Genomic DNA, 24,192 nt, shown 5'->3' on the forward strand with positions numbered 1-24,192 from the left:
ACGAAGAGGGATGGCAGGATAAAGGGCCGCGATGTGCGGCTCGGTCGGTGCGTTCGATTTCAAAGACTTACGCATCACATCCGCGATGTGCGTGGCAAATCCGCGATGTGCGCGATTACCAATTTCTCAAATTTCTCAAGAAAAGCTGCACCTCGCAGACTCGGCGGCCATGAAAAGTGACGACGATTTCCGGGTCCGTCCTGGCCGCATTCGTTCCCGGGCCGCTCAGCGTGCACGCCCCTTCATCTTCCAGGCACTGGCCGCTGCACAAAGGGCAGGGGGACATATCTCGCGCAAGGGAAACGTCATCTCCTCACGCGCCTCGACGTTCGGTCGTGGCAGGTCGGCGAGCATCCGCGCCAATCGCCTCATCACCGGCCGCTCGCGCGGCGCCGTCGTAAAGGCACGCGTTGTCCGGCAGTTCAGGGGATCGACGCCGCTCGCCGCCCATCTCAAATATCTTGGTCGCGAGGGTGTGTCGCGCGACGGCGAGAAAGCAAAAATGTTCGGACCGGACGGGGACGAGGCTGATCATGATGCATTCTCGGACCGCTGCAAGGATGATCGGCACCATTTCCGTTTCATTGTCTCTCCTGATGACGCCCAGGAGTTGGGCGACCTCAAGAGTTTTGCTCGCGGCCTCATGGTCGATATGGAGCGCGACCTCGGCACCAAACTCGACTGGATCGGCATCGATCACTGGAACACCGAACACCCCCACGTCCACATTCTTGTGCGCGGCGTGGCGGATGATGGCGAGAACCTCGTCATCTCACGCGACTACATCCGCCAGGGCATGCGCGACCGAGCAAGCGACATCCTCACCCAGACGCTGGGGCCTCGGACCGATAAGGACATCCGCCGGACAGTCGAACGGCAGATCGACACCGAGCGCTGGACACAGCTCGACCGCCAGCTTGTTCGCGATGCCGATCGCCTTGGAATCATCAATCTCGCGCCGCCTGGCAGCCACCACCCCGACGAGTTCCTCACGCTTAAGATCGGGCGGCTGCGCAAGTTGGAACGGCTTGGCCTCGCCAGCGAGATACGTCCTGGCCAGTGGACCATTGCCGAGGAGGCTGAGACGACGTTGCATGCGCTCGGCGAGCGTGGCGACATCATCAAACGGATGCATCGCAGCATATCCGACCATGGCGTCGAGAGAGGCGCGGCCGACTATGTCCTTGCAGCTGGACAGACAGCCGAACCTGTTATCGGTCGGCTTTTGGAGCGGGGGCTCGACGACGAACTGCGGGGCTCGGCATATGCCGTGGTCGATGGTGTCGACGGACGCGTCCATCACATCCGGTTTCAAGATCTCGATGCAACAGGAGATTCAGCACCTGGCTCCATAGTTGAGCTCCGCCACTACAAGGATGCGAAGGGCCGTGGTCGTGTCGCGCTCGCCATCCGTTCAGACTTCTCCGTCGAGGAGCAGATCGGTGCCGGCGGCGCGACTTGGCTCGACCGTCAGCTTGTCGCGAGCAGACCCGCCGAAATCGGGGAGGGGGGCTTCGGCAGGCAAGTGAAGCAGGCGCTTCAGGATCGCACCGATCATCATGTCAAGGAGGGCCTCGCACGGCACGAAGGCCAACGCGTGATCCTCGCTCGCAACCTGATCGACACGCTACGCGATCGCGAGGTGAACGCGCTCGGCGCCCGACTGGCTGCAGAGACTGGTCTGCCCTATGCGAAAGCGTCGGAAGGCGACCAAGTGGCTGGCATCTATCGACAAAGGTGTTCGCTCGCCTCGGGCCGGTTCGCAATGATCGACAACGGGTTGGGTTTCCACCTCGTTCCTTGGTCGCCGTCGGTCGAGCGGCAGCTGGGAAGACATGTCTCCGGGCTGGCTTGCTCAGGAGGCGGAGTCGCTTGGACCTTTGGAAAGAGGCGAGCACTTGGGTTGTGAATCCCGACGACTATCGTGCGTTCGCGGTCGGCAGCGGCATTCCAGCTCTTGGTAAAATCGTTGCACCCAATGTCCTCCATTCAAGTCACCCCGGCGCCTTCCTGAAAGCAGTCGCTCTGCTGAGCGGCGTCCTGCCGACTCCCTGTCGTTCCCGATGCGGGTAGGGACGCAAAAAGGGTCGATAGCCGAATGTTATGGCGAGGTCTAATAAAGGACCTTGATCGTGGACGCTCGGTGGCCTCCGGCAACAAGCAGAACCAATCCATAATTGCGATAGGATGTTTCACCATTTCCGGTTTTCGAGGTCCAATGTCTGAAGTGGACTGGCTCAGCCATCTCTTGCAAATGATCACCGTCACTGGCCAGCTCGAGGTCCGCTGCGCCTACGGTGCACCGTGGCGCGTCGCCTGGAGCAGGGCTGCCGCGAACGAAATTCCCTACCACGTCATCGTCAAGGGCCGGGCCATTTTAGAGGATCCGGAGACGAGAACAGCAAGGGAGCTTATGAGCGGAGACATCGTGTTGCTGCCGCACGGTGCGGCGCATGTGCTGCACGACGGTAGTGGGCAAACACCAATCCCTACCCAGCAACGCTGGGGGTCTGCCGGATGGATGCTGAGCGAGAATGATGCCCAGGGCGAGCAGCTCGACCTGCTGTGTGGACGGTTTTTCGTCGCGCCACCCCATGATCGGTTGATCCGTAACTACCTGCCCACAAACCTTGTCGCGCGGTCTATGGACGGCCATGAAGAAAACGGTATCGGCTCTGCTTCCAACCAATTGGCCAGCCTGGTGAGGCTGATGCGAATGGAGTCCGCCGGAGACAGAGCGGGAGGGCGCGCCATTCTCAACGCGCTTTCGTCGGCCCTGTTCACCTTGGTACTGCGCGCGGCGAGCGAAACCGAAGAAGCGCCCGAAGGCTTGTTGGCCTTGGCCGGCCATCCGCGGCTGGCACCAGCAATCGCGGCGATGTTTGGGGATCCGGCGCGGTCTTGGAAACTGCCTGATTTGGCGGCCATGTGCGGCATGTCGCGGGCTACATTCATGAGGCACTTTCAAGACAGGCTGGGTTGCTCCGCCGTCGATTTATTGACTGATCTCCGCATGAGTCTGGCAGCCAACGAGCTAAAAAAGCCAGAGATCAGCACCGAGACCGTCGCCGAGACGGTCGGATATCAATCGGTTTCGGCGTTCCGCCGTGTATTTGCCGAAAGGATGGGAATGACGCCGGGGGAATGGCGCCGACTGGCGCACAATCCCGCATCGGCTCGAGCCGCACTGGAGTCTCACGCGTCAGTTGATCCTTTCTAGCATCATATTGAGTCTAACTAAGTCTCGAAATAATCAATCATCCTCGTAAATTAAGCTCCGTAATCACTTGATAAGGGAGCCATCCAATGAACTGCATCAGCCTAGCCACCGGACCCGCAACCCGCGCAGCCGCCGAAATCTTCGTGGAAACCAGGAAGAGCAAAAACGCTTTCGCGACGAACGCAGTCATCGAAACCATCCTGAGCCGCAGTGCCGCAAAGTGCTACGACACCGCCGCAACGCTGACCGACGATCAAATCCGCGACCTGGTGCGTATCGGCACGTCCGCGCCAACCTCCTTCCACCTGCAGAACTGGCGTTTCATCGCCGTACGCTCGCCGGAAGCCAAGGCCCGGCTGCGTCCGATCGCCTGGAATCAGCCCGCGATCACCGACGCGGCCGTGACATTCATCATCATCGGTAGGCTGGCCGATGCCAGCACCGTCCCCTAGCGCCCGTGGTGGAAGCCGGCATCATGCCGGCACGCCTGGTGCCGGAGTGGGAAATCCCCGCGCGCGGACTGTATGACGATCAGCCCCAGCGCCAGCGCGACGAAGTTGTGCGCTCCGCGACCTTTGGCACCGCGGCGATCATCTACACGGCCCGTTCGCTGGGCCTGGGTTCGACGCCGATGATCGGTTTCGACTCCGAGGCGGTGCACATCGAGTTTGGCCTGGCCGAAGACGAAGTGCCCGTGATGCTGTTGACTCTCGGACCGGAGCGAGCCGGCAACTGGCCGCAGAAGCCGCGCATGCCGGTGGCTGATGTCCTGGACTTTGCATAACGGAAAAGCGTGAGAGGTCGAAAAACCTTCCACGCCTGCAATTCACCCCGACCAACAAATCACTGAGGAGACAATTCCCATGAAAGCGATCGTAGCGACGGATCAGGCTGCAGGAACGGCCGGCATGAAGCTGGCGCAGCGGCCCGAGCCACAGGCGGCAATAAACGATGTCGTGGTTGAGGTTCATGCGGCGGGATTCGTCAACACCGAACTGGAGTGGCCTTCGACCTGGGCCGATCGAGCCTTCCGTGACCGGACGCCATCGATCCTCGGCCATGAGCTGGCAGGTGTGGTCACTGCGCTCGGCTACGGCACCACGGGACTGTCAATCGGTCAGCGAGTATTCGGCCTCGCCGACTGGCATCGCGACGGGACCCTCGCCGAGCATGTCGCCATGGAAGCTCGCAATCTCGCGCCGCTGCCGGGCGACGTCGACTTTGTGGTGGGCGCGAGCCTGCCGATCTCCGGCCTGACCGCGTGGCAGGGGCTGTTCCAGCATGGCCGCCTTCAGGCGGGGCAAAGCGTCCTTGCGCATGGCGCAGCCGGTGCCGTCGGTTCGGCCGTGACGCAGCTTGCGCGGCAAGCCGGAGCCTATGTCATCGGCACCGGGCGCGCTGCCGATCGGCAGAAGGCGCTCGACTTCGGCGCGAATGAGTTCGTCGATCTCGACAACGACAAACTGGAAGACGTTGATGGCGTCGATCTGGTGTTCGACGTCATCGGCGGCGACATCCAGAAACGGTCCGCAGCCCTGATCCGGGCCGGAGGAACGCTTGTGACAGTCGTTGGGCCGACGGATATTCGACCTGCAGATGGCCTGACGGTTGACTTCGTCGTCGAGGCTGATCGCGGCCAGCTTTGGGAGATCGTTCAGCGGATCCGGGACGGACGGCTGCGGACGAATATCGGCAAGGTCTCGAGCCTGGACGATGCCGTCGCCACCTTCAACTCGACCGAGCGGCGTGCGGGGAAGACGGTCATCCGCGTTCGGCCGTAACAACTTGGGGAGGGAAGGCGGTTCCTCTCTCCTCGTCTGCGCGTTTCACCAGGCTGCACGCTGAGGCGGAACCCAAGCGGAGGCAAATCTCGCTTGGTTCCAAAGGTTTTCTTACGCGGCAGCATGACCAGCCAATAAAATACCAACACTATATTTTTGCGGGTGGCTCGGTTCCGAACCGCCGGCTTGAGATCCGTCGGCGGGGACGGGGTGAGCAGGCATCATGCAAGGTCGGTGTACCGTGCCCGGCCGCTGCCCTGAAACGACGGTCCAAGACGTGGCACAGGTCCATAGCGAAAGCGTATAGAGCGCATTTGAAAAATGTATTACCGCCAACGTGCTGATTGCCCGATAGTCCTCCCCGGGTTCCGGTGAACTCAGCGTGCCCACGGCTCAACGCCCGGCACTAAGGGAGGAAAAATTGACGACATTCGCAACCATGTTGCGATCGCTTGCCGTTGTCGCAACGATCGCTAGCGTCACCCCTGCATTTGCCGGTGGCGTGGATGAGCTGCCCAAGAACATCCAGGACGAGCTCTACAACAAAGACATGATGGACCCGATGCAGCCGCTCGCGGAAAGCGCTTACCGCGACTGGAAACCGAAGAAGGGTCCCCCGTGGACGATCGGCTACGCCAGCTCCTATGCTGGTAACACGTGGCGCGCCGACGTCATGAAGCGGCTCCAGGAAGAGATCATTCCGAAATGGAAGAAGCTCGGACTGGTCAAGGACGTGATCATCACCCAGTCGAATCTGAACGATTCCACGCAGATCCAGCAGATGCGGCAGTTGGTGGACCAGGGCGTCGACGCGATCATCGTCTGCTGCTCAAACCCGACGTCACTGAACCAGACCGTCGAATATGCCCACCAGCGTGACGTCCCGGTCTTCTCTGCAGTTGGCTATCTCACCTCGCCTTATGCGGTGAACACTTCGGCTAACTTCGTCGTCGGTGGCAGCATGCTCGGCGAATGGATGGCCAAGCAGATCAACGGCAAGGGCAATGTCCTGATAGTCGAAGGCATTCCAGGCGCGTCGGCGTCGGACTCGCAGAATGTCGGCGTTCTGAAGGCCCTGGCCAAATACCCGGACATTAAGGTCGTGGGCCAGGTTGCCGGCATGTGGACGGACCAGGTTGCCCAGTCCGAAATCCAGAAGTGGCTGGCCACCAATCCGGGCGATCTGAACGGCATCATCATTCAGTCGGCATCTGAACTGGGCGCCTTGCGCGCGCTGCAGCAAAGCGGCCGCGATATGGTCCCATTCTCGATTGGCGGTGAAATCGGCGCCCTTTGCTATTGGCGCAACAACAAGGATTTCGTCTCACAGGCGATCCATGCCTGGCCACCGGGCGACGACTTCGAGTTCGGCTGGAATGTCATGATGCGCACGCTCGAGGGTCAGGGCCCGAAGGTCCAGTCCATCCTGACCAAGCCGCAGACCATGTCCTACGAGCAGCTTGAGAAGGCCGTCCCGGCCGATTGCAGCGAAGATTCGGACGGCTGGTACAACGTCGGTGTCGAGAACTGGGCAGGCAAGGATTACCTGGACCAGTTTTTCCTGCGTCCGGCCGATCCTGAGGCCTTCAAGGCGAACTGACCAAAGCAGGTCTGGCCACCCCGTCAGCGTTGACGGGGTGGCATTTCTTTCATTCCGTGCAAGTCTAGCCGACCAACGTCGGCCAACTGGACCTATGATGTCGTACCCAACGGTTGAACTCTCATCGGTCAGGAAGACCTTCGGGCCGACTGTAGCGCTCGGCGGTTGCAACCTAACGGCCTACGCAGGGGAGGTTCACGCGATCATTGGCGGCAACGGCTCGGGCAAGAGCACGTTGGCGAAGGTGATCTCCGGCGTGCTGATACCCGACAGTGGCCAGGTGTCGATCCTTGGAAAGTCGGCAACGTCTCCGCACGAGGCGCGCCAGCTGGGTATCTCGAATGTCTTTCAGGAGGTGCTCGTCGCGGACGAGTGCTCGGTGCTGGATAACCTCTACCTGGGCGCGGATGGCCTTTTGGGCTCGTCCATGAACCGGGAAGAGAAAGAAGCCAAGGCATCCGCATTGATGCGCGAACTCCTCGGCTTTGACATCGATCTCTCCGGGTTGGTGGGCGAACTGCCCCTGAGCGTCAAACAATGGGTGACAATCGCCAGGGCTCTTCTGACTGATCCCAAGGTCCTGATCCTCGACGAGTCCTCGGCCGCGCTCGACTTCGATTCCACGGAAAGGCTGTTCCGCAAGATGCGGCAGCTCAAGCAGCGGGGGGCAAGCATCCTGATCGTCACCCACCGCATCGCCGAGCTGGTGCGTATCGCCGACCGCGCGACGGTTTTGCGCGACGGTGTGGATGTTGGCAAGCTTGCCAAAGAAGAGATCACCGAGGCCAGGATTCTCGAACTGATTGCCGGTGCCGAGCGCAGCGGCACAGACCGTGATCAGCCGTTGCCGAGGCGGCTCGGCGATCGGGCGGTCCTGCGTGCAACCGATTTTCGGGTCTGGCCGGACGCTGCCTTCGTCAATTTCACCGTGTATCCCGGTGAGATTGTCGGGATTACCGGGTTGGACGGGCAGGGGCAGGCGGATTTCGTAAGATGCATCGCTGGCATCCAGTCTCCGATCGCCGGCCGGTTGGTGGTGGTTAATGACGGCAAGGCCAGCGAGGTTACCGACCTTGCGTCGGCCCGACAAAACAAAATTAGCTACGTCAGCGGCGATCGCAAGAAAGAGGGCATCTTTGCCAATCTGAGTATTTACGAGAACCTGCTGCTTCCGGTGTATCGCGAATTTCGATCCGGCGGGGTGCTCAACTTCATAAACCGCCCCAAGCTGACGCCGGTGTTTGAGTGGGAATCCAGCAAACTGGCCGTCAAGATGGGGAGCCCGGAGAACCTCATCACGTCGCTGTCCGGCGGTAACCAGCAAAAGGTACTGATTGCCAGGGCTTTCGCGGAAAAGCCGGTGGCTCTGGTGCTCAACGATCCCGCGCGCGGCATCGACGTCGGGGCCAAGCTTGATCTCTACCGCAACCTCAAGGAATTCGCTGCGCGCGGGAATGCCGTGGTCTTCCTGTCCAGCGAGCTGGAGGAATTTTTGAACCTGTGCACGCGGGTTCACGTGTTTCGCAATGGCGCCATTTCGGCGGATTTCGAACCGCCTTTCGATGGCCATGCCATCCTCAACGCCATGTTTGGCCGCCGCGCGACGGCGCGCCTCCCCGGCGAGGCGGCCAACGAGAATGACCCAGGCAATCCGGCGACTGTCGCCGAGAGTCACAAGCCCAGACTCGAGCAGGGCAGGCCGATGCCGAGGCCTGTGACACTGCTGAACCAGGAGGTAAACCCTATGGCGGCAACACCATCTTTTGTGCTGAGTTGTCCCGATATTGCGCCAGGCAGCGTCATCCCGGACCGGTTCGCCGAGGACAACCGGCTTTCACCGAGACTCGTTTGGTCCGGACCGCCGGAAGGCACGCGCAGCTTTGCCTTGGCTGTTACCGATCCTGACCTGCCGGAAGCATTCAATTTCCCCCGCTCGTTTGCGCACTGGCTGGTGACCAACATTCCGGCCGAGGTCCGTGAGCTCCCTGAGGGCGCCAGCGGCAGCTTGCGACTGCCGCACGGCGCCGCTGAGTTCAACAGCGACTTCGTGACATTCAAGATCCCAGGGTTCGGCAAGGGATATGGCGGCCCATGGCCGCCGGACCGGGCCCACAGGTACTTCTTCACCCTCTATGCGCTCAAGACGGACATGGTCGAGTTGCCAGCTGACGCCGATCTTGGCGCATTTGCGGCTGCGGTCATGCCTGTGGCCATCGATGCGGCGTCGTTCGTGGCAGTCTACGGGCCGGCAAAGAAGTCTCTGCCCGCGTAAAAACCGGGCATGGTAATTCCCCAATCAGGAGGATCGCATGAGTAGATATGGAAGCAGGAGCAGCTTTGATCTGGAGTGGATCGAGCGATGGGCAAGGAAGGTCAATGACGACCGCATTTTGCCGGTAGTAGGGCGGTTTTTCACCAGCAAGTTCGTGCTCGGCTTCGACGACACGGAATATCTCGTCGACGTCCGTGGCGGCAAGATCCAGAAGATCGCGCAAGGCCTCACACCCAATGACATGGGAGTCGAATTTTGGCTCAAGGCGCCGAGCAGCGCCTGGTCGAAGTTTGCCCAGGAAATCCCACCGCCGATGTTCAACGACATCTGGGCGATGGCGCATCCGCTGCACAAGCAGCTGATCATCGAGGGCAATTCGCTCCCCTTCTGGCAGAATCTGCGGGCGCTGACGCGCATGCTCTCGCTGATGCGACAAGTTTAACGGCAGCGCAGGAGAGTTGTCATGAATACACACGATCCAATCGTTGGGCGCTACGTCTACGTCCAGTGCGAAGGCAAGACGTACCGCACCTATTACGAGGAACACGGCGAAGGCATTCCGATGGTCTGCCTGCACACGGCCGGCACGGACGGACGCCAGTATCGGCACCAGCTGTGCGACCCGGACATCAGCCAGAATTTCCGCGTTATCGCTTTCGATATGCCCTGGCACGGCAAGTCGATCCCGCCGGCAGATTTTCATCTGATGGAAGACGAATACAAACTCACAACCAAATTCTATTGTGAGTTCATCGTGGCGTTCTGCCGGGCGCTGGATCTGCGCAAGCCGGTCCTCATGGGCCAGTCGATGGGCGGCAACATCTGCCTGGCGCTGGCATTGCGCTATGAAAACGAGTTTTCGGCTTTTATTGCACTTGAGGCCTGCGACTATTCCCCCGGATGGTGGATCGATGCGCTGCATCACCCCCACATCCATGGTGGCGAGGTGGTCGCGACCTCTGTATTCGGTCTGATGGCACCGCAGTCTCCTGACGATTACCGGTGGGAGACCTGGTGGTACTATGCGCAGGGCGGCCCCGGCATCTTCAAGGGCGATCTGTATTTCTACAGCGTCGATTCGGATTTCCGCGACCAGTGCCAGAAGATTTCGGGAAAGGTGCCGATCTACTTCCTGACTGGCGAGTACGATTTCGCCTGCACGCCTGAAATGACCCAGCGCACGGCCGAAAAAGTGAAGAATTCGGAATGCATCATCTTCGGTGGTGGCCACTTCCCGACATCGGAAGATCCGGCGAAGTTCAAGGAGGTCATCACCCCCGTCCTCAAGAAAATCCTCAGCGCCGATCCGGAGCGGCGCGGTCAGGGAGGCAATGCCCTTTCCGGACGGAGCATTTCCGAAAGCCGGTCCACCGCTCGCAGCGAGCGGCCCAGTGAAGGCCGGAAGGTCATCGAGTTCTAGGTTGCGCTAGCAACGAAAGACAAATGTTGATGTCCCAATCCAGGGGTTCCCAGAACACCTACCTGTTGGTCCCGATCCTGCTGATCGCGCTGCTCCTGAGCACCGCGGTCATCAGGGGGCCGAACCTTGTCTCCTTGTCGGGGTTCGGCAGCGCCATCATCGTGTCGGCGCCCCTGATTCTGGCGACATTCTCGCTTATGGCTCTGGCTGTGGCAGGACGTGGGACAGTCGACCTTGCGGTCGGACCGTTGCTCGCCTTCATCAACGTCACGATCGTCAAGCTCAACGGCCTTGGCATCGTCACGGGTCCCTTTGGCGTCTTTCTGGTCGCCCTGGGGATTGGCGTTCTCTATCAGCTCTTCTTTGCCCTCATCATCATTTTCGTGCGCGTCCAGCCGATCATTGTGGCGCTCAGTGGCTTTCTGGCCCTGACCGGCATCAATCTCGTCATCCTCCCAAGACCTGGCGGCACCGCACCGGACTGGATGTCGTCCTGGGGCCTCGGCAACACGATCTTTTCACCGATCTTGCTGATAGTATTGCTGGCTATAGCGGCCTGGCTGCTGTTCACCATGACCTCGTTCTACGCGAATTTGCGTTTGATGGGCTACGATGAGCGTGCGGCCTATACGAGCGGCGTCCGGATCAATGTGGTGCGGATCGGTGCCCACGTCATCGCCGGCCTCTTCGTTGGCTTGGGCGCGATCTGCTATACCGCGCTGATCTCGTCCGGAGATCCGACGCAGGGCACCACCATGACGCTGACGGCGGTGACCGCCCTGGTGCTGGGCGGGGTCAGCCTGTCCGGTGGACGCGGTGGCGTGGCAGGGGGGTTGCTGGGCGCGGTCAACCTCTTTCTTATTGGCTATGTTCTTGCCACGTTCAATTTCGGGTCCACGCAAGCCTTTGTGACGCAGCTCTTCTACGGGCTGATCCTCGTTCTGTCGCTCCTGCTGACCCTGCTGGTCCCCATCATCGGGCGCTACCTCCACTTCATTTCACCCTTTGCGGCCTTCGTTGTTCTGGGCTGCCTGGTCGTCGGAATCATGCTGTATGTCAGCACCCGCGATACCTATGGCGTGGCGGCCGTCGCCGGCCAGGCCTTCAAGTCCGATCCGGACGTGATGACTCGCTACCTGCTGCTGCCCGTACAGTCGGGGAGCGGGCCGACTCTGCCCGATCTCACGCCATTGCAAAGGATCGTCTTCGGCGTCGCCGTCATCTTGGCCGTGCTGACGTTCACTGTCCGCGTCATCGTAGCTGAAGCGGTTTCCGTGCGACTTGGCGCCTTCATCTATGTTTTCGTCTCGGCACTGATCCTGCTCCTGTTCCTGGTCGTCGGCGAGCAAAGCCACGCGGCCGGAATCGTGGCGACAGGACAATCGTTGGGGATCGGGCCATGAGTCAGACTTTCGCCAACGGCAGCCGCAGTGGCGGCCTCTTCATCCCGCGTTCGCGCGCCTTGGTATGGCTTAACCTCGCCGTGACATTCGTGGTGGCGGCGATCAGCTTCGGCCTGGGGTTTTGGCAGGGGCTCAGCGCCCAGATCGTCATCCTCTACACCATCGTTCTGGCCGCCGTGCTGTTCTGGCTGATCAACTACGTCGCCGTCATCTTCGAGTCTCGGTCTTCGTCTCTTGAAACCGAGTCTGCAGCCCCGGCTGACGCCGGTGGCGTCTGGGTCGGCAACCGGGTCCTGATCATCACCATGGCGGTAATGTTGATCGTGTATCTGCTGATCACGGCCACGGTCCCGTCCTTCAGATCCCTTGGCAACCTGATTGCCTTCCTGCTGCTGGAAGCGATCCTGGTCTTTGCGTTCAAGGTCGGTAACCGCTTCGCCCATGGCCGCAGCGCCTTTATTGGATTGATTGTGTTGCTGGCGCTAATCGTGATCAGCTCCTTTACGATCAACGGGTTCCTCTCTGCCGCCAACATCAAAGCAATTCTGCTGTTTGCAGCGTTCCTGGGCATTGCCTGCGTCGGGCAAACGCTGGTGGCGTTGCTCGGCGGCTTGGACCTCTCTATCCCGTTTGTTATCGGCGCGTCCAACATAGGGCTTTTGTTCCTGATCGGCCTTGGCGTACCGCCCTGGCTCGCGCTGGTGTTCGTGCTGATCATCGGCGGTGCCCTGGGTTTCTTGAATGGCGTTCTGTCCTACCGGCTGCAAGGTCAGGCGTTGATCCTCACCCTCGGAATGGGATTTGCGATCGCTGGGCTTGTCCAGATTCTGACCAGCATTGGATCGTCCTTTGGCGGCAACGTCTTTGGGACCGTTCCGAAATGGCTGCAAAATCTCGCCGCGATGAATGGTCGTACCTTCGGTCTGGCTGTCCCGCCAACGATCCTGTTGTGGGTTGTCATTGCCGTCATAGTCATCGTTGGCCTGCGTTATTCCGCCTTCGGCCGCTACATCTACGCCCTGGGCGGCAATCGCCGCTCGGCCAAGCTGATCGGTGTCTCCGAGTTCAAATACTGGACACTCGCCTACACCATCAGCGGCTTCTCAGCCGCCTTGACAGGATGCCTGTTGCTGGGCTGGAGCGGAGGGGGGTTCATAGGGGTTGGCGACCAGTATCTCTTCACAACCCTGGCCGCAGTCGTGATCGGCGGGACGTCGCTCATGGGCGGCTATGGCGGCTATGGCTACACCGTCATCGGGGTTCTCGTTCTGCAAGTCCTGAGCGCCTTCCTGATCGGCATCGGGCTCAAATACGAATGGCAACAATTCATTTTCGGTCTTCTGATCCTGCCGATGGTCGCGCTCTACGGCCGCGCCCCTCACATCAGAGCCCAGGTCTAGGGAAAGCCCATGTTCGGAACACTCTTTCAATCCAGCGCGGTGGTCAGCACCGCGCTCAGTGTTGCAACCCTTGCCATGTTTGCCACGGCTGCCCTGGCAATGCTGGGCCTGACATGGACGTCCGAGCGCTGGCGGGTTCCGCTGGCGCTGTCGGCTGTTGCGCTCCTGGCGTCGGGCCTTGAATACTATGCCGCCTCCAACATCTGGCTGGCGGGCCAGCAGCTCAGCGCCGCCTCACGCTACGTCGCGTGGTTCGTGGTCCAGCCGATGCAGGTCGCATCGGTGTTCTTCCTTGCGAGCATCGCAGGAAAGTTGCCCGTGGGCGTGTTCTGGCGGACCCTGGCCGCGGCAATCCTGATGGTGCTGGCCCGCTATCTCGGTGACGCACGGATCTTCAATCCGACCCTTGGCGTGCTGCTGTCGATCGCCTTCTGGCTTTATATCCTTGGCGAGTTGTATTTCGGCGCCATGGCGGACGCCATCAGCAAGTCGACGCGTCCTATCCGCCTCGGCTATTTCTGGATCAGGCTGATCATGACGATCGGCTGGGCAATTTACCCGATCCTGCATTTCGTGGACGTCGTTATCGGAACGGGGCACGTGGCGCCCATCATCGTGCTCTACACCATTGCCGACCTTATCAATCTCATCGCCGTCTCAATGATCGTCCTCGCCGTCGCCGGCGAGGAGCGTTTCTGAAGGCTGTCAATCTTCGCGCCAACGTGCTTGGCGCTCGCGGTTAAGTGGAGGATCTTCCCATGAATGGCTCAGATGTGATCGCAATCGTTATTCTCATAACGATCATCATCGCGATCGGTGTCTACCTGCTGCACTGGCTCTACAGACACTCATCCAAAGACCAGTCTTTCGTCCGCACCGGCCTCGGCGGCGAGCGGGTGGTCATGGGCGGCGGTGCGCTGATCATCCCGATTGTCCACGACATCACGCGTGTCAACATGAACGCCATCCCGGTGGAGATCCGGAGGCTCGGCGAGCAATCCCTGATCACCAGGAATAAGATGCGCATCGACATCATCGCCGAGTTCTTCGTGCGTGTGATGCCGACGGAAGCCGGGGTGTCGACTGCCGCCCGCACCCTCGGTGACCGCACCCAGAATCCTGCCGCGCTGAAGGAGATCGTTCAGGGCCGGTTCGTCGATGCAATGTCGGCCATCGCCTCCACGATGACCATGGACGAAATCCACACCAGCCGCGGCCGCTACATGAGTGAGGTGGCCGCCCTGGCGGCGACGACCCTGGGGTCGAATGGCCTCGAGCTTGAAAACGCCTCTCTGACGAGCCTCAACCAGACCGACATCTCCGTGTTTGATCCCTCCAATGCGTTCGATGCCGAAGGCCTGACGCAGCTGACCGAGCAGATCGAAGAGCGCCGCCAGCTTCGCAACCGCATCGAAAACGAGTCGCGGATCGGCATAAAGCTCAAGGATTTCGAAACCGAGCAGCGGTCTCTGGAGATCGAGCGTGACCTCGAATACGCCCGCATCGAACAAACGCAAGCGATCGAAATCCGCAAAGCAGCCCAACTGGCCGAGATCGAGGCCGAGAGATCTAGTTCCACAATCAGTATTCAGAACGCCAGGATCCGCAGCGAACAAGAAGGCGAGCGGATTCGTATCGCCAAGGACCGACTCCTCGATTCCGAACGGATCAACACTCAGTCGGAGGTGCGGTCATTGGAGATTAAGAAGCAGCAAGAGACTGAGATGACCGAGATCATGTCGCGCCGCGAGCTCGAGATGCAGAGGATCCAGAACCGCCGGGAAATCGAGGCAGAGCGGATCGATAACGAGCAGCATGTGAAGGAGTCTGAAATCCGTTCGCGTCAGGAGCTGTCGATCATCGAAACGACGTCATCGGCCGAGATCGACAAGGCCAAACTGCAGAACCAGCGGGTGACCGAGACGCATCGAATCGAGACCGACAAAACCATTGAATTGCTGGCCGTGGCGAAGTCGAAAGAGGTTCGCATCAGCAACGAACTTGCTGAGGCCGACCAGGAAAAGGCACGCCTGAAGAAACGTTACGATGTCGATGTCGAACGCTTGAGGGTCGACGAGGAAATCGTGCAGCTCGAGATCGAGAAAAACCAGAAGATCAAACTCGCCGAAACCAAGGCGTTTCAGGAGATCCAGGACGCGTCGATCGCCGCCAACCGCCAGATCGACGAGTTGCGCATCGCTGCGCGGAAGTTTGTCGATAAGTTTGAGATCGAGCAGCAGAAGGAAGTCGAAATCGTCGACAAGGAGCGCTTGATCGCGGTGATCAACAAGTCGATCGAGGAAGCCTACGCAAAGACCGAGGCCGCGGAAGCTCGGAAAAAACAGGTTGAACAGGAAGAGCAGGTCAACAGCGCACGCGAAGAAGAAGTGGCCGAACGCATCAAGCGGATCGAGCTCATTCAGTCTTCGTCCAGGGTCGAGCGTGACGCCCAACGCGTCGTTTCTTCGGCAAAGGCCGAGAAAGAAGCCACGGAACTCAGGGCGCTGGCGGAAATCGCCGAGTCCAATGCGGCCGAGGTCCGCTATGCCAAGGACGCCGCCGGGCAGCGTATGCTCAACGAGTCCGAAAACACCCGTTCGGATGCCAGCAGACGCAGTGCCATCTACGAAAACCTCGTCAGCAATCTGCCAAGCATCATCCGCGAGACAGTCAAGCCGATGGAAAACATCGAATCGATCAAGATACTCCAGGTCGACGGCCTGCCGGGCCTCAACAGCCCGTCCGAAATGGGTGGCGGCGATGGCGGCTCGGGCGGCGGCAACATGACGGATCGCGTTGTCAATTCCGCTATGAAATATCGCACCCAGGTCGCCTTCGTCGACGGTCTCATGAAGGACCTGGGACTGCCGATCGAGAACCTCGGAAGCGCCGGCGGCATGTCGTTCCGCAACTTCCAGGGTTCGGATGCGCCGAAGGACAAGGACGACTGAGCGCGTACGAAACTAGCGAGAGCAACCGATGACCCCGCTCGGCAAACACGAAGCGCTGGACCGACACGCCTTGGTCATGGCCTGCTGGTTGGCAGTGGCCTTGCCCGCCGCGATCCTGTTTGAGTTTGGATTTGGCCGCGGCGGAACACCCTATATCCTTGCCGGGTTCGCGGCCATTCTGGCGGGCTTTGTCGCTCACGTGATCGTCGATGTGGTCTACGGGACGGGTTTCTCGCCCCGAGAACTAGGGCTCGGCCTGGTCATCTACGGACTCGCGCTTGTGTTGTTCGTTGTTCTGTCGCTGGTCAGCGCGCCGTTTGCCGCGCACAACTTCTTGCCGCTGAGCATCGGTTTTATCACAACGGGGGTCGTGGTCGTTTTCTACATGATCACCCGGTACGGGGCACGGCAGGCCTTCGAAGCGTTCGACGTTATCCGGGACTTCCGCTCGGATGACCGAGATTCAAAACGCGCGCCGGGAGACCATATATGACCCCGCTCTTGGTTTCCGTGCTCGGCATCGTCGCGGTCCTGGGCCTTTACCTTGCGACCATCAGCGGCCGTCACGCCCAGCAACCCGGTGATTTCGTCGACGCAGGCCTGGCATTGCCGCCATGGGTGATCATCTTCGCCGGCGCCGGCATTACCTTGGCCAGCCTCAGCCTTCCCGATCATCTGCTTTTGCTCGCCACCTTCGGCCTTCAATACAACCAGGTCGCAGTCGGTCTCATCTGTATCGCCCTTTGCGCTGCCATCACGCAGAAGCGGGTTTGGCTTGCCGCCCGGCTGACCTCGCTGCGCACGCTTGGTGACCTGCTGGGCGATTACTTCGGCAGCACGACGCTTCGCATCTATTTGCTGTTCGTGCTGTTCCTTTTCAGCGTCCCCTTTGCGGCGATGTGCCTGTCTCAGGCGGGTGCCTTGGTGAGCGGCGCGACCGCCAACGACGTTCCGTCCAGTCTCGCAATCTGGTCGATCGCATTCGTCCTGTTCCTCTGCAGCGTGATCGGAGGCTGGCGCGGGATTGCCTATCTTGTCGCCGCCCAGTCCCTGCTGGTCCTGGCTCTCATAATCTTTTTCGGCGGATTCACCGGCTTTGCGCTCCACAAATTGGCATTCGCCGCCAACGGGATTGGAACAGCCAGCGGCGTGCTGCCGGACAAGATCCCGGGCGTAATCCAGTTTAGCGCCGGCATTGGCAAAGAGCTGCCGGCCGGGGGGCTCTGGACCACCTTCGCGGGACTGACGTTCGCCCTGTCTCTGGGCGGCATCGCGATCAGTCCCGGCTTCAGCTTTCTGGGCGTGACAAGTGCGCCGCGCCGCGGCCTTGCATTTGGCCAGGTCTGGATGATCGCGGGACTCGCGGCTGGCGCCCTGATCCTGATCGGGCCGGTTCTGGCTGCGGAGATTGCGGCCAGTGGCTCGCTGACAGCCTTCACGACACGGCTGGCAACGCTCGATCCGATGGTGGCAGTGGGCTTTACAGTCCTTCTGGTCGCATCGGGCCAGATCGCCGTCGCATTCTTTGCCGGATCCGGTGCATCGGTCTGCACTATCGAGCTGACATCACGCTACATCATCCCGGGCATGGACCAGCGTTCGATGCGGTTTGCCGCGCGGGTGACCTTGGCGCTCGTCTACGGAGCTGTCGCTGCCGTCGCGAGCTATGCGCCCCTCAGCGCGACAATCTTCTCCTCCCTCACGCTCAGCCTATCCATGCAGCTGCTGCCTGCGGTGCTCGGCCTATGCTGGGTGCGCTGGATCAGCCGCAGCGGTGTTCTGGCCGGCCTGATTGTCGGAAGCCTTTGCGTGGTGTTCACCGAGAGCTTTGGACTGGTGTTGTTCGAGCGGCTCTTCGTCGACCTGCCATGGGGTCGCTGGCCGTTGTCGGTCCATTCGGCGGGATGGGGACTTGCGACCAATTTCACCGCGTGCCTCCTTGTGTCCCTGTTTACGCGCAGCGGCGCCGAGCGGGACCGCAGGGATCGCCTCCATGACGCTTTCGAGGAGAGCCAGCCGGCACGCAAGGGGAGTCAGGCGGCCACAACGGCCAAATGGGCCCTGACACTTCTGTGGGCGTTTTTCGCGCTCGGCCCCGGTGCAATCCTGGGCAACACATTTTTCAGCGAGCCGATTTTTGCTGGCGTGGTGGTGGCGCCGGGGGTGCCTTCGCTGCTGATCTGGCAGGTCCTGTTCTGGTTTGTCGGCGTATTCATCGTGTGGTGGCTGGCCTATCAGGGACGCCTGTCCGTCATCGATCAACGTCCTCGCCACAGGATCGTCCTGGTGCCGGACGTGAACCCATTGATTGAGCCCGTTACGACCCCGTGGATCGCACGGCTCCTCGACCGCGTGACGGGCCGGTAACTGGGCATGGAAGGCATCGACCTCAGGCGTCTACGCTATTTCATCGCGGTTTGCGAGCACGGCGGCTTCTCCCGTGCGTCCCAATCCATAGGGGTCGCCCAACCGTCCCTGACGCGACAAATCAAGCTGCTCGAAAAGGAAGTCGGTATCTCGTTGATCAACCGAAGTGGGCGCGGTGCCGAGCCCACGGCCGAAGGATGGTTCCTCCTCGGCCAGTCGCGCCTGCACATCGATGGGCTCGATGATGCGGTCCGCGAGGTGCGCCAGCGCTCGGACAAGCTCAAGGGCGAAATCTCGCTCGGTATATGCCCGACGATAGTGCCGCTGTTTCTGGAGGACATCCGCAATTTTGTTGAAGCCCAGTATCAGGGTGTCACGCTGAATGTCGTCGAGGCCTACAGTGGCGACCTTGCCAGTCTCATGCGCTCCGGCCGGCTCGACGCTGCACTCACCTATCGGCCCAGCGCGCCGGATCAGCTCGACATCCTCGATCTGTTTGCCGAGCGCCTCGTGCTGGTAACCGCTTATGCCCGCGCCCAGGTCGACGCGCCGCGCCAGTTGGGAGACATCAGCCGGTTAAAGTTGATATTGCCGAGCGAAATCCATGAATTGCGGCGGATCATCGATCGGGTCTACCGCGACCGGGGCATCGCGCTGCAGCCGGAACTCGAACTCGATTCGCTCGGCGCCGTAAAAGCTGTCGTCGCGGACAAAACCACCCAGTACGCAACCATTCTGCCCCACTCGAGCGTGACGCGCGAAGTGGCCGGGCACGTGCTGAGCGCTTATGCGATCGCTGACAGCGCCATGGTCCGCACGATTGCCGTCGTGCGGCCTCAGGGCGGCAGTCCCCGGAACGTGGTGCTCACCGCCTTGATTGATGAAGTCCGTCGGCGGGCCGGACGGATCAAGAGATCCATGGACAGCGCCGACGCGGTCTTGTTAGGGCAGGGATAGACGGACGGCCGCTTTTTGTCGTTGCCTCAATAACGGAATGTTATACGCTAGGCCTCCGCGGAGCGTAGGGAGCCGTTTTGGACCTTCGACAGCTAAGATATTTTTCCAAGGTCGTCGAGAGCGGCTCGTTCTCGAAGGCCGCGACACAGCTCCATGTGGCGCAGCCCGCTTTGAGCCAGCATGTCAGACACATGGAAGAGGAGCTTGGCCTTCCTCTCCTGCATCGCGGGCCACATGGCGTGAGTGCGACCGAAGCGGGCACGCGGCTGATGGTGCATGCCAAGCGCATCCTAGCCGAGTTTGCCGAAATTAACGACAGCGTGAGGGGCGCCGCCATAGCTCCTCGCGGTGAAGTGCGCTTCGGCCTGCCTGGTACAGTGAGCGAGCTTCTCGCGGCGCCGCTGATCGAGGCCGCCCGCGAGCGGTTCCCCGAGGTGCGCATCCGTATCGTTGAGGCGATGAGCGGCTACATTCTGGAATGGTTGAAGCGGGGGGAGGTTGACCTCGCGATGATTTATGCAACTTCGGATCCTCGGGGGCTCGCTGTACATCACGGCTTGTCCGAGGAAATCTGTCTCTTTGCCAGCACGTCGATGCCGGGCCAGGCCGACTTACAGGGCTCTTCCGTGGAGCTTCGCGACGTCGCCGGTTTGCCCCTCGTTGTGCCGGGCCCGGGCCACGGTCTGCGAGAACTGATCGAGGTCGTGGCAGCCTCAGTCCAGGTCGCCATCAACCCTGCCATCGAAATCGACTCCTACACCCAGATCAAGAGATTGGTGACGCGTGGGATCGGTTACGGAATCCTGCCGCGGATGGCGATCAACGCTGAGGCGCAGGCTGGCCTGTTTCGGGCGTGGAGTTTCCAAAACCCGGCAATTACACGGAAAGTGTACCTGGCCTACTCGACCGAACGGCCGTTGCAGACAGCGCCCCGCGCCGTCGGGCAGCTATCGTGGGAGATCCTTCGCCAGTTGGTCAAGGACCAGGTCTGGAGCGCCGAACTATCCAACGAAACCCAGCGGCCCAACCTCTTCGGCTAGGGTACTGCGGGCGGGCTGCCGCCTGTACCGTTTCGCTATACCTGCCATTACAAAACGCTATTTGACGAAAGGACCCCTTCCGGTGCGATGGTATCGGAAATGCACCATAAGGAAGAGCCATGCCAGGCGCGCTGGAGGGAACGATCGTCATCTCGCTGGAGCAAGCCGTGGCCGCGCCTTTGGCGACGTCCCGTCTGGCCGACGCGGGCGCGCGGGTCATCAAGCTCGAGCGCCCCGAGGGCGACTTCGCGCGCGGCTATGACGATTATGTTCACGGGCTCTCAAGCTACTTCATCTGGAACAACCGCGGCAAGCAATCCTGCACCGTCGATCTGAAGCAGCCGGATGATCTTGCGCTGGTCGAATCCATGCTCGCCACCGCCGACGTGTTCGTCCAGAACCTTGCGCCTGGCGCAACCGACAGGCTGGGCATCGGCAGCGCCGACCTCAGACGGCGGTTCCCCAGGCTGATCGTCTGTGACATCGGCGGCTACGCACCCGGAACACCCGACCACGAACGGAAAGCCTACGATCTGCTGATCCAGGCGGAAGCTGGCTTGGCGGGCGTCACTGGGTCCGCAACTTCTGGCCCTACCCGGGTCGGCATATCGATCTCCGATATCGCTACGGGGCAGGGGGCCTACGCCGCTATCCTCGAAGCCCTGATCATGCGCAGTCGAACCGGGGAAGGGGCTCACCTGCAGCTTTCCCTTTTCGACACCCTCGCCGAATACATGAACGTGCCATATCTGGCGCGCCACTACGGCGGCAAGGAGCCGCGGCGGCTCGGGCTCGCCCACCCCTCGATCGCGCCCTACGGGCTGTTTCAGGTGAGTGATGGGGAAATCCTTATCGCCGTCCAGAACGAACGCGAATGGGTCGTCTTCTGCGACAGTGTCCTGGGCCAGCCGTCGGTTGCAACGGACCCGAGATTCGAACGCAACGTGCGTCGCATTAAAAACCGCGAGCCGCTTGATGCATGCGTGCAGGCGATCTTGGCCCCCTACACCATGTCTGCATTATGCGAATTGCTCGACCACGTCAGAATTGCCTATGGCCGTGTGTCGACCATGGCTGATCTGGCGGTGCATCGCAGTGCCACCAAAGTCCCGGTGGAGACCACCGGTGGTCAAGTCGAGCTGTTTGCGCCGCCGGTCACCGTCAATGGCAAGCGCCCCGTGCTTGGCCGTGTGCCTTCACTCGGCGAACATGACGTGGCTTTGCGGCAGGAGTTCGGTCCTCCGGATACAGTGGGTCCCAAACGGATAGGAAGTGCAGCACCATGAGCTTGACCCGCGACCTGACCCGGCTGATCCGCGAAAAACCGGTGACCGACCGCGACCTGGAATGGGCATCGTTGTTCGTCCTGGATACGCTCGCCTGCGCCCTTGGCGCGTTGCCGACCGAGCCCGCCCGCATGCTGATGGCGGTCGCCCCGCTGGCGCAAGCCGATACCCCCCGCAAGGCGTTCTACCTGGGCGGCCTAGCGCATATCTTGGAGATGGATGACCTCCACCGGGACTCGGTGACCCATCCGGGCAGCGTCGTCATTCCTGCGGCCTGGGCGGTAGCCCATGATCACGATCTTGGCGGTGAAGCGTTTCTTCGCGCGGTTCTTGCAGGATACGAGGCTTGCTGCCGGGTCGGCATGTCCGTCGGTAAGAAGCATTACCGGGTCTGGCACAACACCTCGACCTGCGGGCCGTTCGGGGCGGCGTTTGCCGTGGCCGAGCTCCTCGGCCTCGATGACACCAGGACCGTTTGGGCGCTTGGGAATGCGGGCACCCAGTCATCGGGTCTTTGGGAGTTCCTTGCCGAAGGCGCCATGAGCAAGCATCTCCACACCGCCAGGGCGGCGGAGTCAGGCGTCCTCGCTTCGTTCCTGGCCAAGGAAGGATTCACCGGCGCGCAGAACATCCTGGAAGGCCAGAGGGGCTTCTACGCCGGTCTGTGCCCGGACCCGATTCCGGAGGCTGTCACGGCAGGGCCTGAGCGGGCCTGGCAACTGATCAACACCTCGATCAAGCCATGGCCGTGCTGCAGACACACCCATCCGGCGATCGACGGCGCGATCGCCATGCACGACGAGATCGCCGGGGAAGCCATCGCAAGCGTTCATGTCGGGGCTTACCGGGCTGCCCTCGACGTATGCGACCGGCCGGCTCCCGAAGATCCATACAGTGCCAAATTCTCGCTGCAGCACACAGTGGCGATAGCGCTTGCGGACGGCCGCATCGACCAGGCCAGCTTCGATGCCGATGCACGGCAACGGATGGTCGGCGAACGCAAGAAGGTCAAGGTCGAGCTGGCGCCGTCGATCGACGCCGCCTATCCGGAATCGTGGGGCGCCGAGGTGATCGTCGAGACGGCTTCCGGCAGGCGCCTTTCCGCCGCCCGACACGACGCCAAGGGCGATCCCGACAATCCGGTGACGGCAGCCGAGCTGTCTCAGAAGGCGCGCACGCAACTCGTCGCCGGCGGCACTTCGCCAGCCCGTGCCGACGACCTGATCGGCGCTATCCTTGGCCTTACAGATAACCGTCCGGTGCGCTCACTGGGTCTGTTTGAAACCGCAGGTGACGCGCGTCCCCAGGTTCATGCCGCGCGGAGCGCCTGATGTTCAAGGACTTTGACAACGAGGACATCCGCGGCGCCGTGCGTCGACTCTGCGAGCGATTTCCGGGCGAATACTGGCGCAAGCTCGATGCCGACCGCGCCTACCCCGTGGATTTCGTCAACGCGCTGACCGAGGCCGGCTACCTTGCGACGCTGATCCCCGAGGAATATGGCGGGTCGGGCTTGACGCTTTCGGCCGCGGCCGCCGTGCTCGAAGAGATCCAACGGGCGGGATGCAATGGTGCGGCTTGCCATGCACAGATGTATGTCATGGGCACGGTGCTGCGCCACGGCAATGAATCGCAGAAGCAGCGCTATCTTCCGCAAATCGCCTCCGGACAATTGAGGCTGCAGGCGTTCGGTGTGACCGAACCGACCAGCGGCACCGACACCACTTCAATCCGTAGCTTCGCGCGCAACGACGGCGATCACTACGTGGTCAACGGCCAGAAGATCTGGACAAGCCGGGCGGAACATTCCGACCTCATGTTGCTGCTCGCGCGCACCACCCCCAAGGATCAGGTGGCCAAACGGACCGAAGGCCTGTCGGTGTTTATTCTCGACATGCGGGAAGCGCTCAAGCAGGGTCTCTCAATCCGGCCGATCCGGACGATGATGAACCATTCCACGACAGAGGTCTTTTTCGACAATGTGAAAATCCCTGCCGAAAACCTGGTCGGTGAGGAAGGCAAGGGCTTCCGGTATATCCTCTCCGGGATGAATGCCGAGCGGATCCTGATCGCCGCCGAATGTGTCGGCGACGCAAAGTGGCTGATCAACAAGGCTTCTACCTACGCATGCGACCGCAATGTCTTCGGCCGGGCCATCGGCGCCAACCAGGGCGTCCAGTTTCCCATCGCAAGGGCTTACGCCAACATGCGTGCAGCCGAACTCATGGTCCGCGAAGCCACCCGGCTCTATGAGGCCGGCCAGGACTGCGGCGCTGAAGCGAACATGGCCAAGATGCTGGCTGCTGATGCTTCCAACGAAGCCGCCAACGCCTGTATCCAGACGCATGGCGGCTTCGGGTTCGCCGAAGAGTATGACGTCGAACGCAAGTTTCGCGAAACCAGGCTTTACCAGGTTGCCCCGATCTCGACGAACCTCATCCTGTCCTATCTCTCCGAGCATGTGCTCGGGATGCCGCGTTCGTACTGACGGTCAG

General features: G+C 61.1%; 18 protein-coding genes and 1 pseudogene. All 19 read left to right on the forward strand.

All coding sequences use genetic code 11. The features are described 5' to 3' along the window. Positions 1–169: 169 nt before the first annotated feature. The 19 genes and pseudogenes from LB559_RS05180 (at position 170) to LB559_RS05270 (ending at position 24,185) form a co-directional block, all read left to right on the forward strand. On the forward strand, positions 170–1,909 hold the full coding sequence (locus LB559_RS05180) for a relaxase/mobilization nuclease domain-containing protein (RefSeq protein ID WP_224673641.1): 1,740 nt from the start codon (positions 170–172) through the stop codon (positions 1,907–1,909). A gap of 309 nt (positions 1,910–2,218) precedes the next feature. Continuing rightward, positions 2,219–3,220, forward strand: coding sequence for an AraC family transcriptional regulator (locus tag LB559_RS05185; protein ID WP_224673231.1), 1,002 nt, complete (start codon positions 2,219–2,221; stop codon positions 3,218–3,220). A gap of 86 nt (positions 3,221–3,306) precedes the next feature. Next, a pseudogene (locus LB559_RS05190) lies at positions 3,307–4,004 on the forward strand (nitroreductase family protein). Positions 4,005–4,083: 79 nt separating this feature from the next. Further along, positions 4,084–5,001: an NADP-dependent oxidoreductase gene (locus tag LB559_RS05195; RefSeq protein ID WP_224673233.1), complete on the forward strand. Its 918-nt coding sequence runs from the start codon at positions 4,084–4,086 to the stop codon at positions 4,999–5,001. 439 nt (positions 5,002–5,440) lie between these two features. Then, entirely contained in the window at positions 5,441–6,601 is a 1,161-nt protein-coding gene (locus tag LB559_RS05200; protein WP_127388377.1) for an ABC transporter substrate-binding protein, read from the forward strand. 97 nt (positions 6,602–6,698) lie between these two features. After that, complete coding sequence (locus LB559_RS05205) at positions 6,699–8,873, forward strand: YbhB/YbcL family Raf kinase inhibitor-like protein (RefSeq protein WP_206526347.1); 2,175 nt, start codon at positions 6,699–6,701, stop codon at positions 8,871–8,873. A gap of 37 nt (positions 8,874–8,910) precedes the next feature. After that, positions 8,911–9,315 (forward strand): hypothetical protein, encoded by a 405-nt coding sequence (locus LB559_RS05210; protein ID WP_006326052.1) that lies wholly within the window; start codon positions 8,911–8,913, stop codon positions 9,313–9,315. A 21-nt stretch (positions 9,316–9,336) separates the two neighbouring features. After that, on the forward strand, positions 9,337–10,293 hold the full coding sequence (locus LB559_RS05215; protein ID WP_127368623.1) for an alpha/beta fold hydrolase: 957 nt from the start codon (positions 9,337–9,339) through the stop codon (positions 10,291–10,293). A gap of 23 nt (positions 10,294–10,316) precedes the next feature. Further along, a complete protein-coding gene (locus LB559_RS05220) occupies positions 10,317–11,696 on the forward strand; it encodes an ABC transporter permease (RefSeq protein WP_224673237.1) in 1,380 nt (459 codons plus the stop codon). Next, positions 11,693–13,096, forward strand: coding sequence for an ABC transporter permease (locus tag LB559_RS05225; protein WP_127388367.1), 1,404 nt, complete (start codon positions 11,693–11,695; stop codon positions 13,094–13,096). The genes LB559_RS05220 and LB559_RS05225 overlap by 4 nt, the downstream gene beginning before the upstream one ends. Before the next feature lie 9 nt (positions 13,097–13,105). Next, a complete protein-coding gene (locus tag LB559_RS05230; protein ID WP_224673240.1) occupies positions 13,106–13,795 on the forward strand; it encodes a bacteriorhodopsin in 690 nt (229 codons plus the stop codon). Between the two features lie 59 nt (positions 13,796–13,854). Then, positions 13,855–16,047, forward strand: a complete 2,193-nt coding sequence (locus LB559_RS05235) for a flotillin family protein (protein WP_224673242.1) — start codon at positions 13,855–13,857, stop codon at positions 16,045–16,047. 28 nt (positions 16,048–16,075) lie between these two features. After that, positions 16,076–16,540: a hypothetical protein gene (locus LB559_RS05240; protein ID WP_224673244.1), complete on the forward strand. Its 465-nt coding sequence runs from the start codon at positions 16,076–16,078 to the stop codon at positions 16,538–16,540. Beyond that, positions 16,537–18,414 carry a hypothetical protein gene (locus LB559_RS05245; protein ID WP_224673246.1) on the forward strand — a complete coding sequence of 626 codons (1,878 nt, stop codon included), beginning with the start codon at positions 16,537–16,539 and terminating at the stop codon, positions 18,412–18,414. Before LB559_RS05240 ends, LB559_RS05245 begins: the two co-directional genes overlap by 4 nt. 6 nt (positions 18,415–18,420) lie before the next feature. Next, the gene (locus tag LB559_RS05250; RefSeq protein WP_224673256.1) at positions 18,421–19,371 is read left to right on the forward strand and encodes a LysR family transcriptional regulator; all 951 of its coding nucleotides are present in this window, start codon (positions 18,421–18,423) and stop codon (positions 19,369–19,371) included. Between the two features lie 77 nt (positions 19,372–19,448). After that, positions 19,449–20,411 (forward strand): LysR family transcriptional regulator, encoded by a 963-nt coding sequence (locus LB559_RS05255; RefSeq protein WP_224673257.1) that lies wholly within the window; start codon positions 19,449–19,451, stop codon positions 20,409–20,411. Positions 20,412–20,530: 119 nt separating this feature from the next. Further along, positions 20,531–21,697: a CaiB/BaiF CoA transferase family protein gene (locus tag LB559_RS05260; RefSeq protein WP_224673259.1), complete on the forward strand. Its 1,167-nt coding sequence runs from the start codon at positions 20,531–20,533 to the stop codon at positions 21,695–21,697. Next, entirely contained in the window at positions 21,694–23,028 is a 1,335-nt protein-coding gene (locus LB559_RS05265; RefSeq protein ID WP_127370247.1) for an MmgE/PrpD family protein, read from the forward strand. Before LB559_RS05260 ends, LB559_RS05265 begins: the two co-directional genes overlap by 4 nt. Next, entirely contained in the window at positions 23,028–24,185 is a 1,158-nt protein-coding gene (locus LB559_RS05270) for an acyl-CoA dehydrogenase family protein (RefSeq protein ID WP_224673261.1), read from the forward strand. Before LB559_RS05265 ends, LB559_RS05270 begins: the two co-directional genes overlap by 1 nt. Positions 24,186–24,192 lie beyond the last annotated feature (7 nt).

Origin of the sequence: Mesorhizobium sp. BR1-1-3 (genome assembly GCF_020165455.1) — a bacterium.
Lineage (GTDB): Bacteria > Pseudomonadota > Alphaproteobacteria > Rhizobiales > Rhizobiaceae > Mesorhizobium > Mesorhizobium ciceri.

Coding starts and splice junctions, on each gene's coding strand:
- LB559_RS05235 (WP_224673242.1), top strand. CDS start 13,855: ATGAATGGCTCAGATGTGATCGCAATCGTTATTCTCATAACGATCATC.
- LB559_RS05230 (WP_224673240.1), top strand. CDS start 13,106: ATGTTCGGAACACTCTTTCAATCCAGCGCGGTGGTCAGCACCGCGCTC.
- LB559_RS05205 (WP_206526347.1), top strand. CDS start 6,699: ATGTCGTACCCAACGGTTGAACTCTCATCGGTCAGGAAGACCTTCGGG.
- LB559_RS05225 (WP_127388367.1), top strand. CDS start 11,693: ATGAGTCAGACTTTCGCCAACGGCAGCCGCAGTGGCGGCCTCTTCATC.
- LB559_RS05195 (WP_224673233.1), top strand. CDS start 4,084: ATGAAAGCGATCGTAGCGACGGATCAGGCTGCAGGAACGGCCGGCATG.
- LB559_RS05200 (WP_127388377.1), top strand. CDS start 5,441: ATGTTGCGATCGCTTGCCGTTGTCGCAACGATCGCTAGCGTCACCCCT.
- LB559_RS05215 (WP_127368623.1), top strand. CDS start 9,337: ATGAATACACACGATCCAATCGTTGGGCGCTACGTCTACGTCCAGTGC.
- LB559_RS05220 (WP_224673237.1), top strand. CDS start 10,317: ATGTTGATGTCCCAATCCAGGGGTTCCCAGAACACCTACCTGTTGGTC.
- LB559_RS05250 (WP_224673256.1), top strand. CDS start 18,421: ATGGAAGGCATCGACCTCAGGCGTCTACGCTATTTCATCGCGGTTTGC.
- LB559_RS05245 (WP_224673246.1), top strand. CDS start 16,537: ATGACCCCGCTCTTGGTTTCCGTGCTCGGCATCGTCGCGGTCCTGGGC.
- LB559_RS05270 (WP_224673261.1), top strand. CDS start 23,028: ATGTTCAAGGACTTTGACAACGAGGACATCCGCGGCGCCGTGCGTCGA.
- LB559_RS05260 (WP_224673259.1), top strand. CDS start 20,531: ATGCCAGGCGCGCTGGAGGGAACGATCGTCATCTCGCTGGAGCAAGCC.
- LB559_RS05265 (WP_127370247.1), top strand. CDS start 21,694: ATGAGCTTGACCCGCGACCTGACCCGGCTGATCCGCGAAAAACCGGTG.
- LB559_RS05185 (WP_224673231.1), top strand. CDS start 2,219: ATGTCTGAAGTGGACTGGCTCAGCCATCTCTTGCAAATGATCACCGTC.
- LB559_RS05210 (WP_006326052.1), top strand. CDS start 8,911: ATGAGTAGATATGGAAGCAGGAGCAGCTTTGATCTGGAGTGGATCGAG.
- LB559_RS05180 (WP_224673641.1), top strand. CDS start 170: ATGAAAAGTGACGACGATTTCCGGGTCCGTCCTGGCCGCATTCGTTCC.
- LB559_RS05240 (WP_224673244.1), top strand. CDS start 16,076: ATGACCCCGCTCGGCAAACACGAAGCGCTGGACCGACACGCCTTGGTC.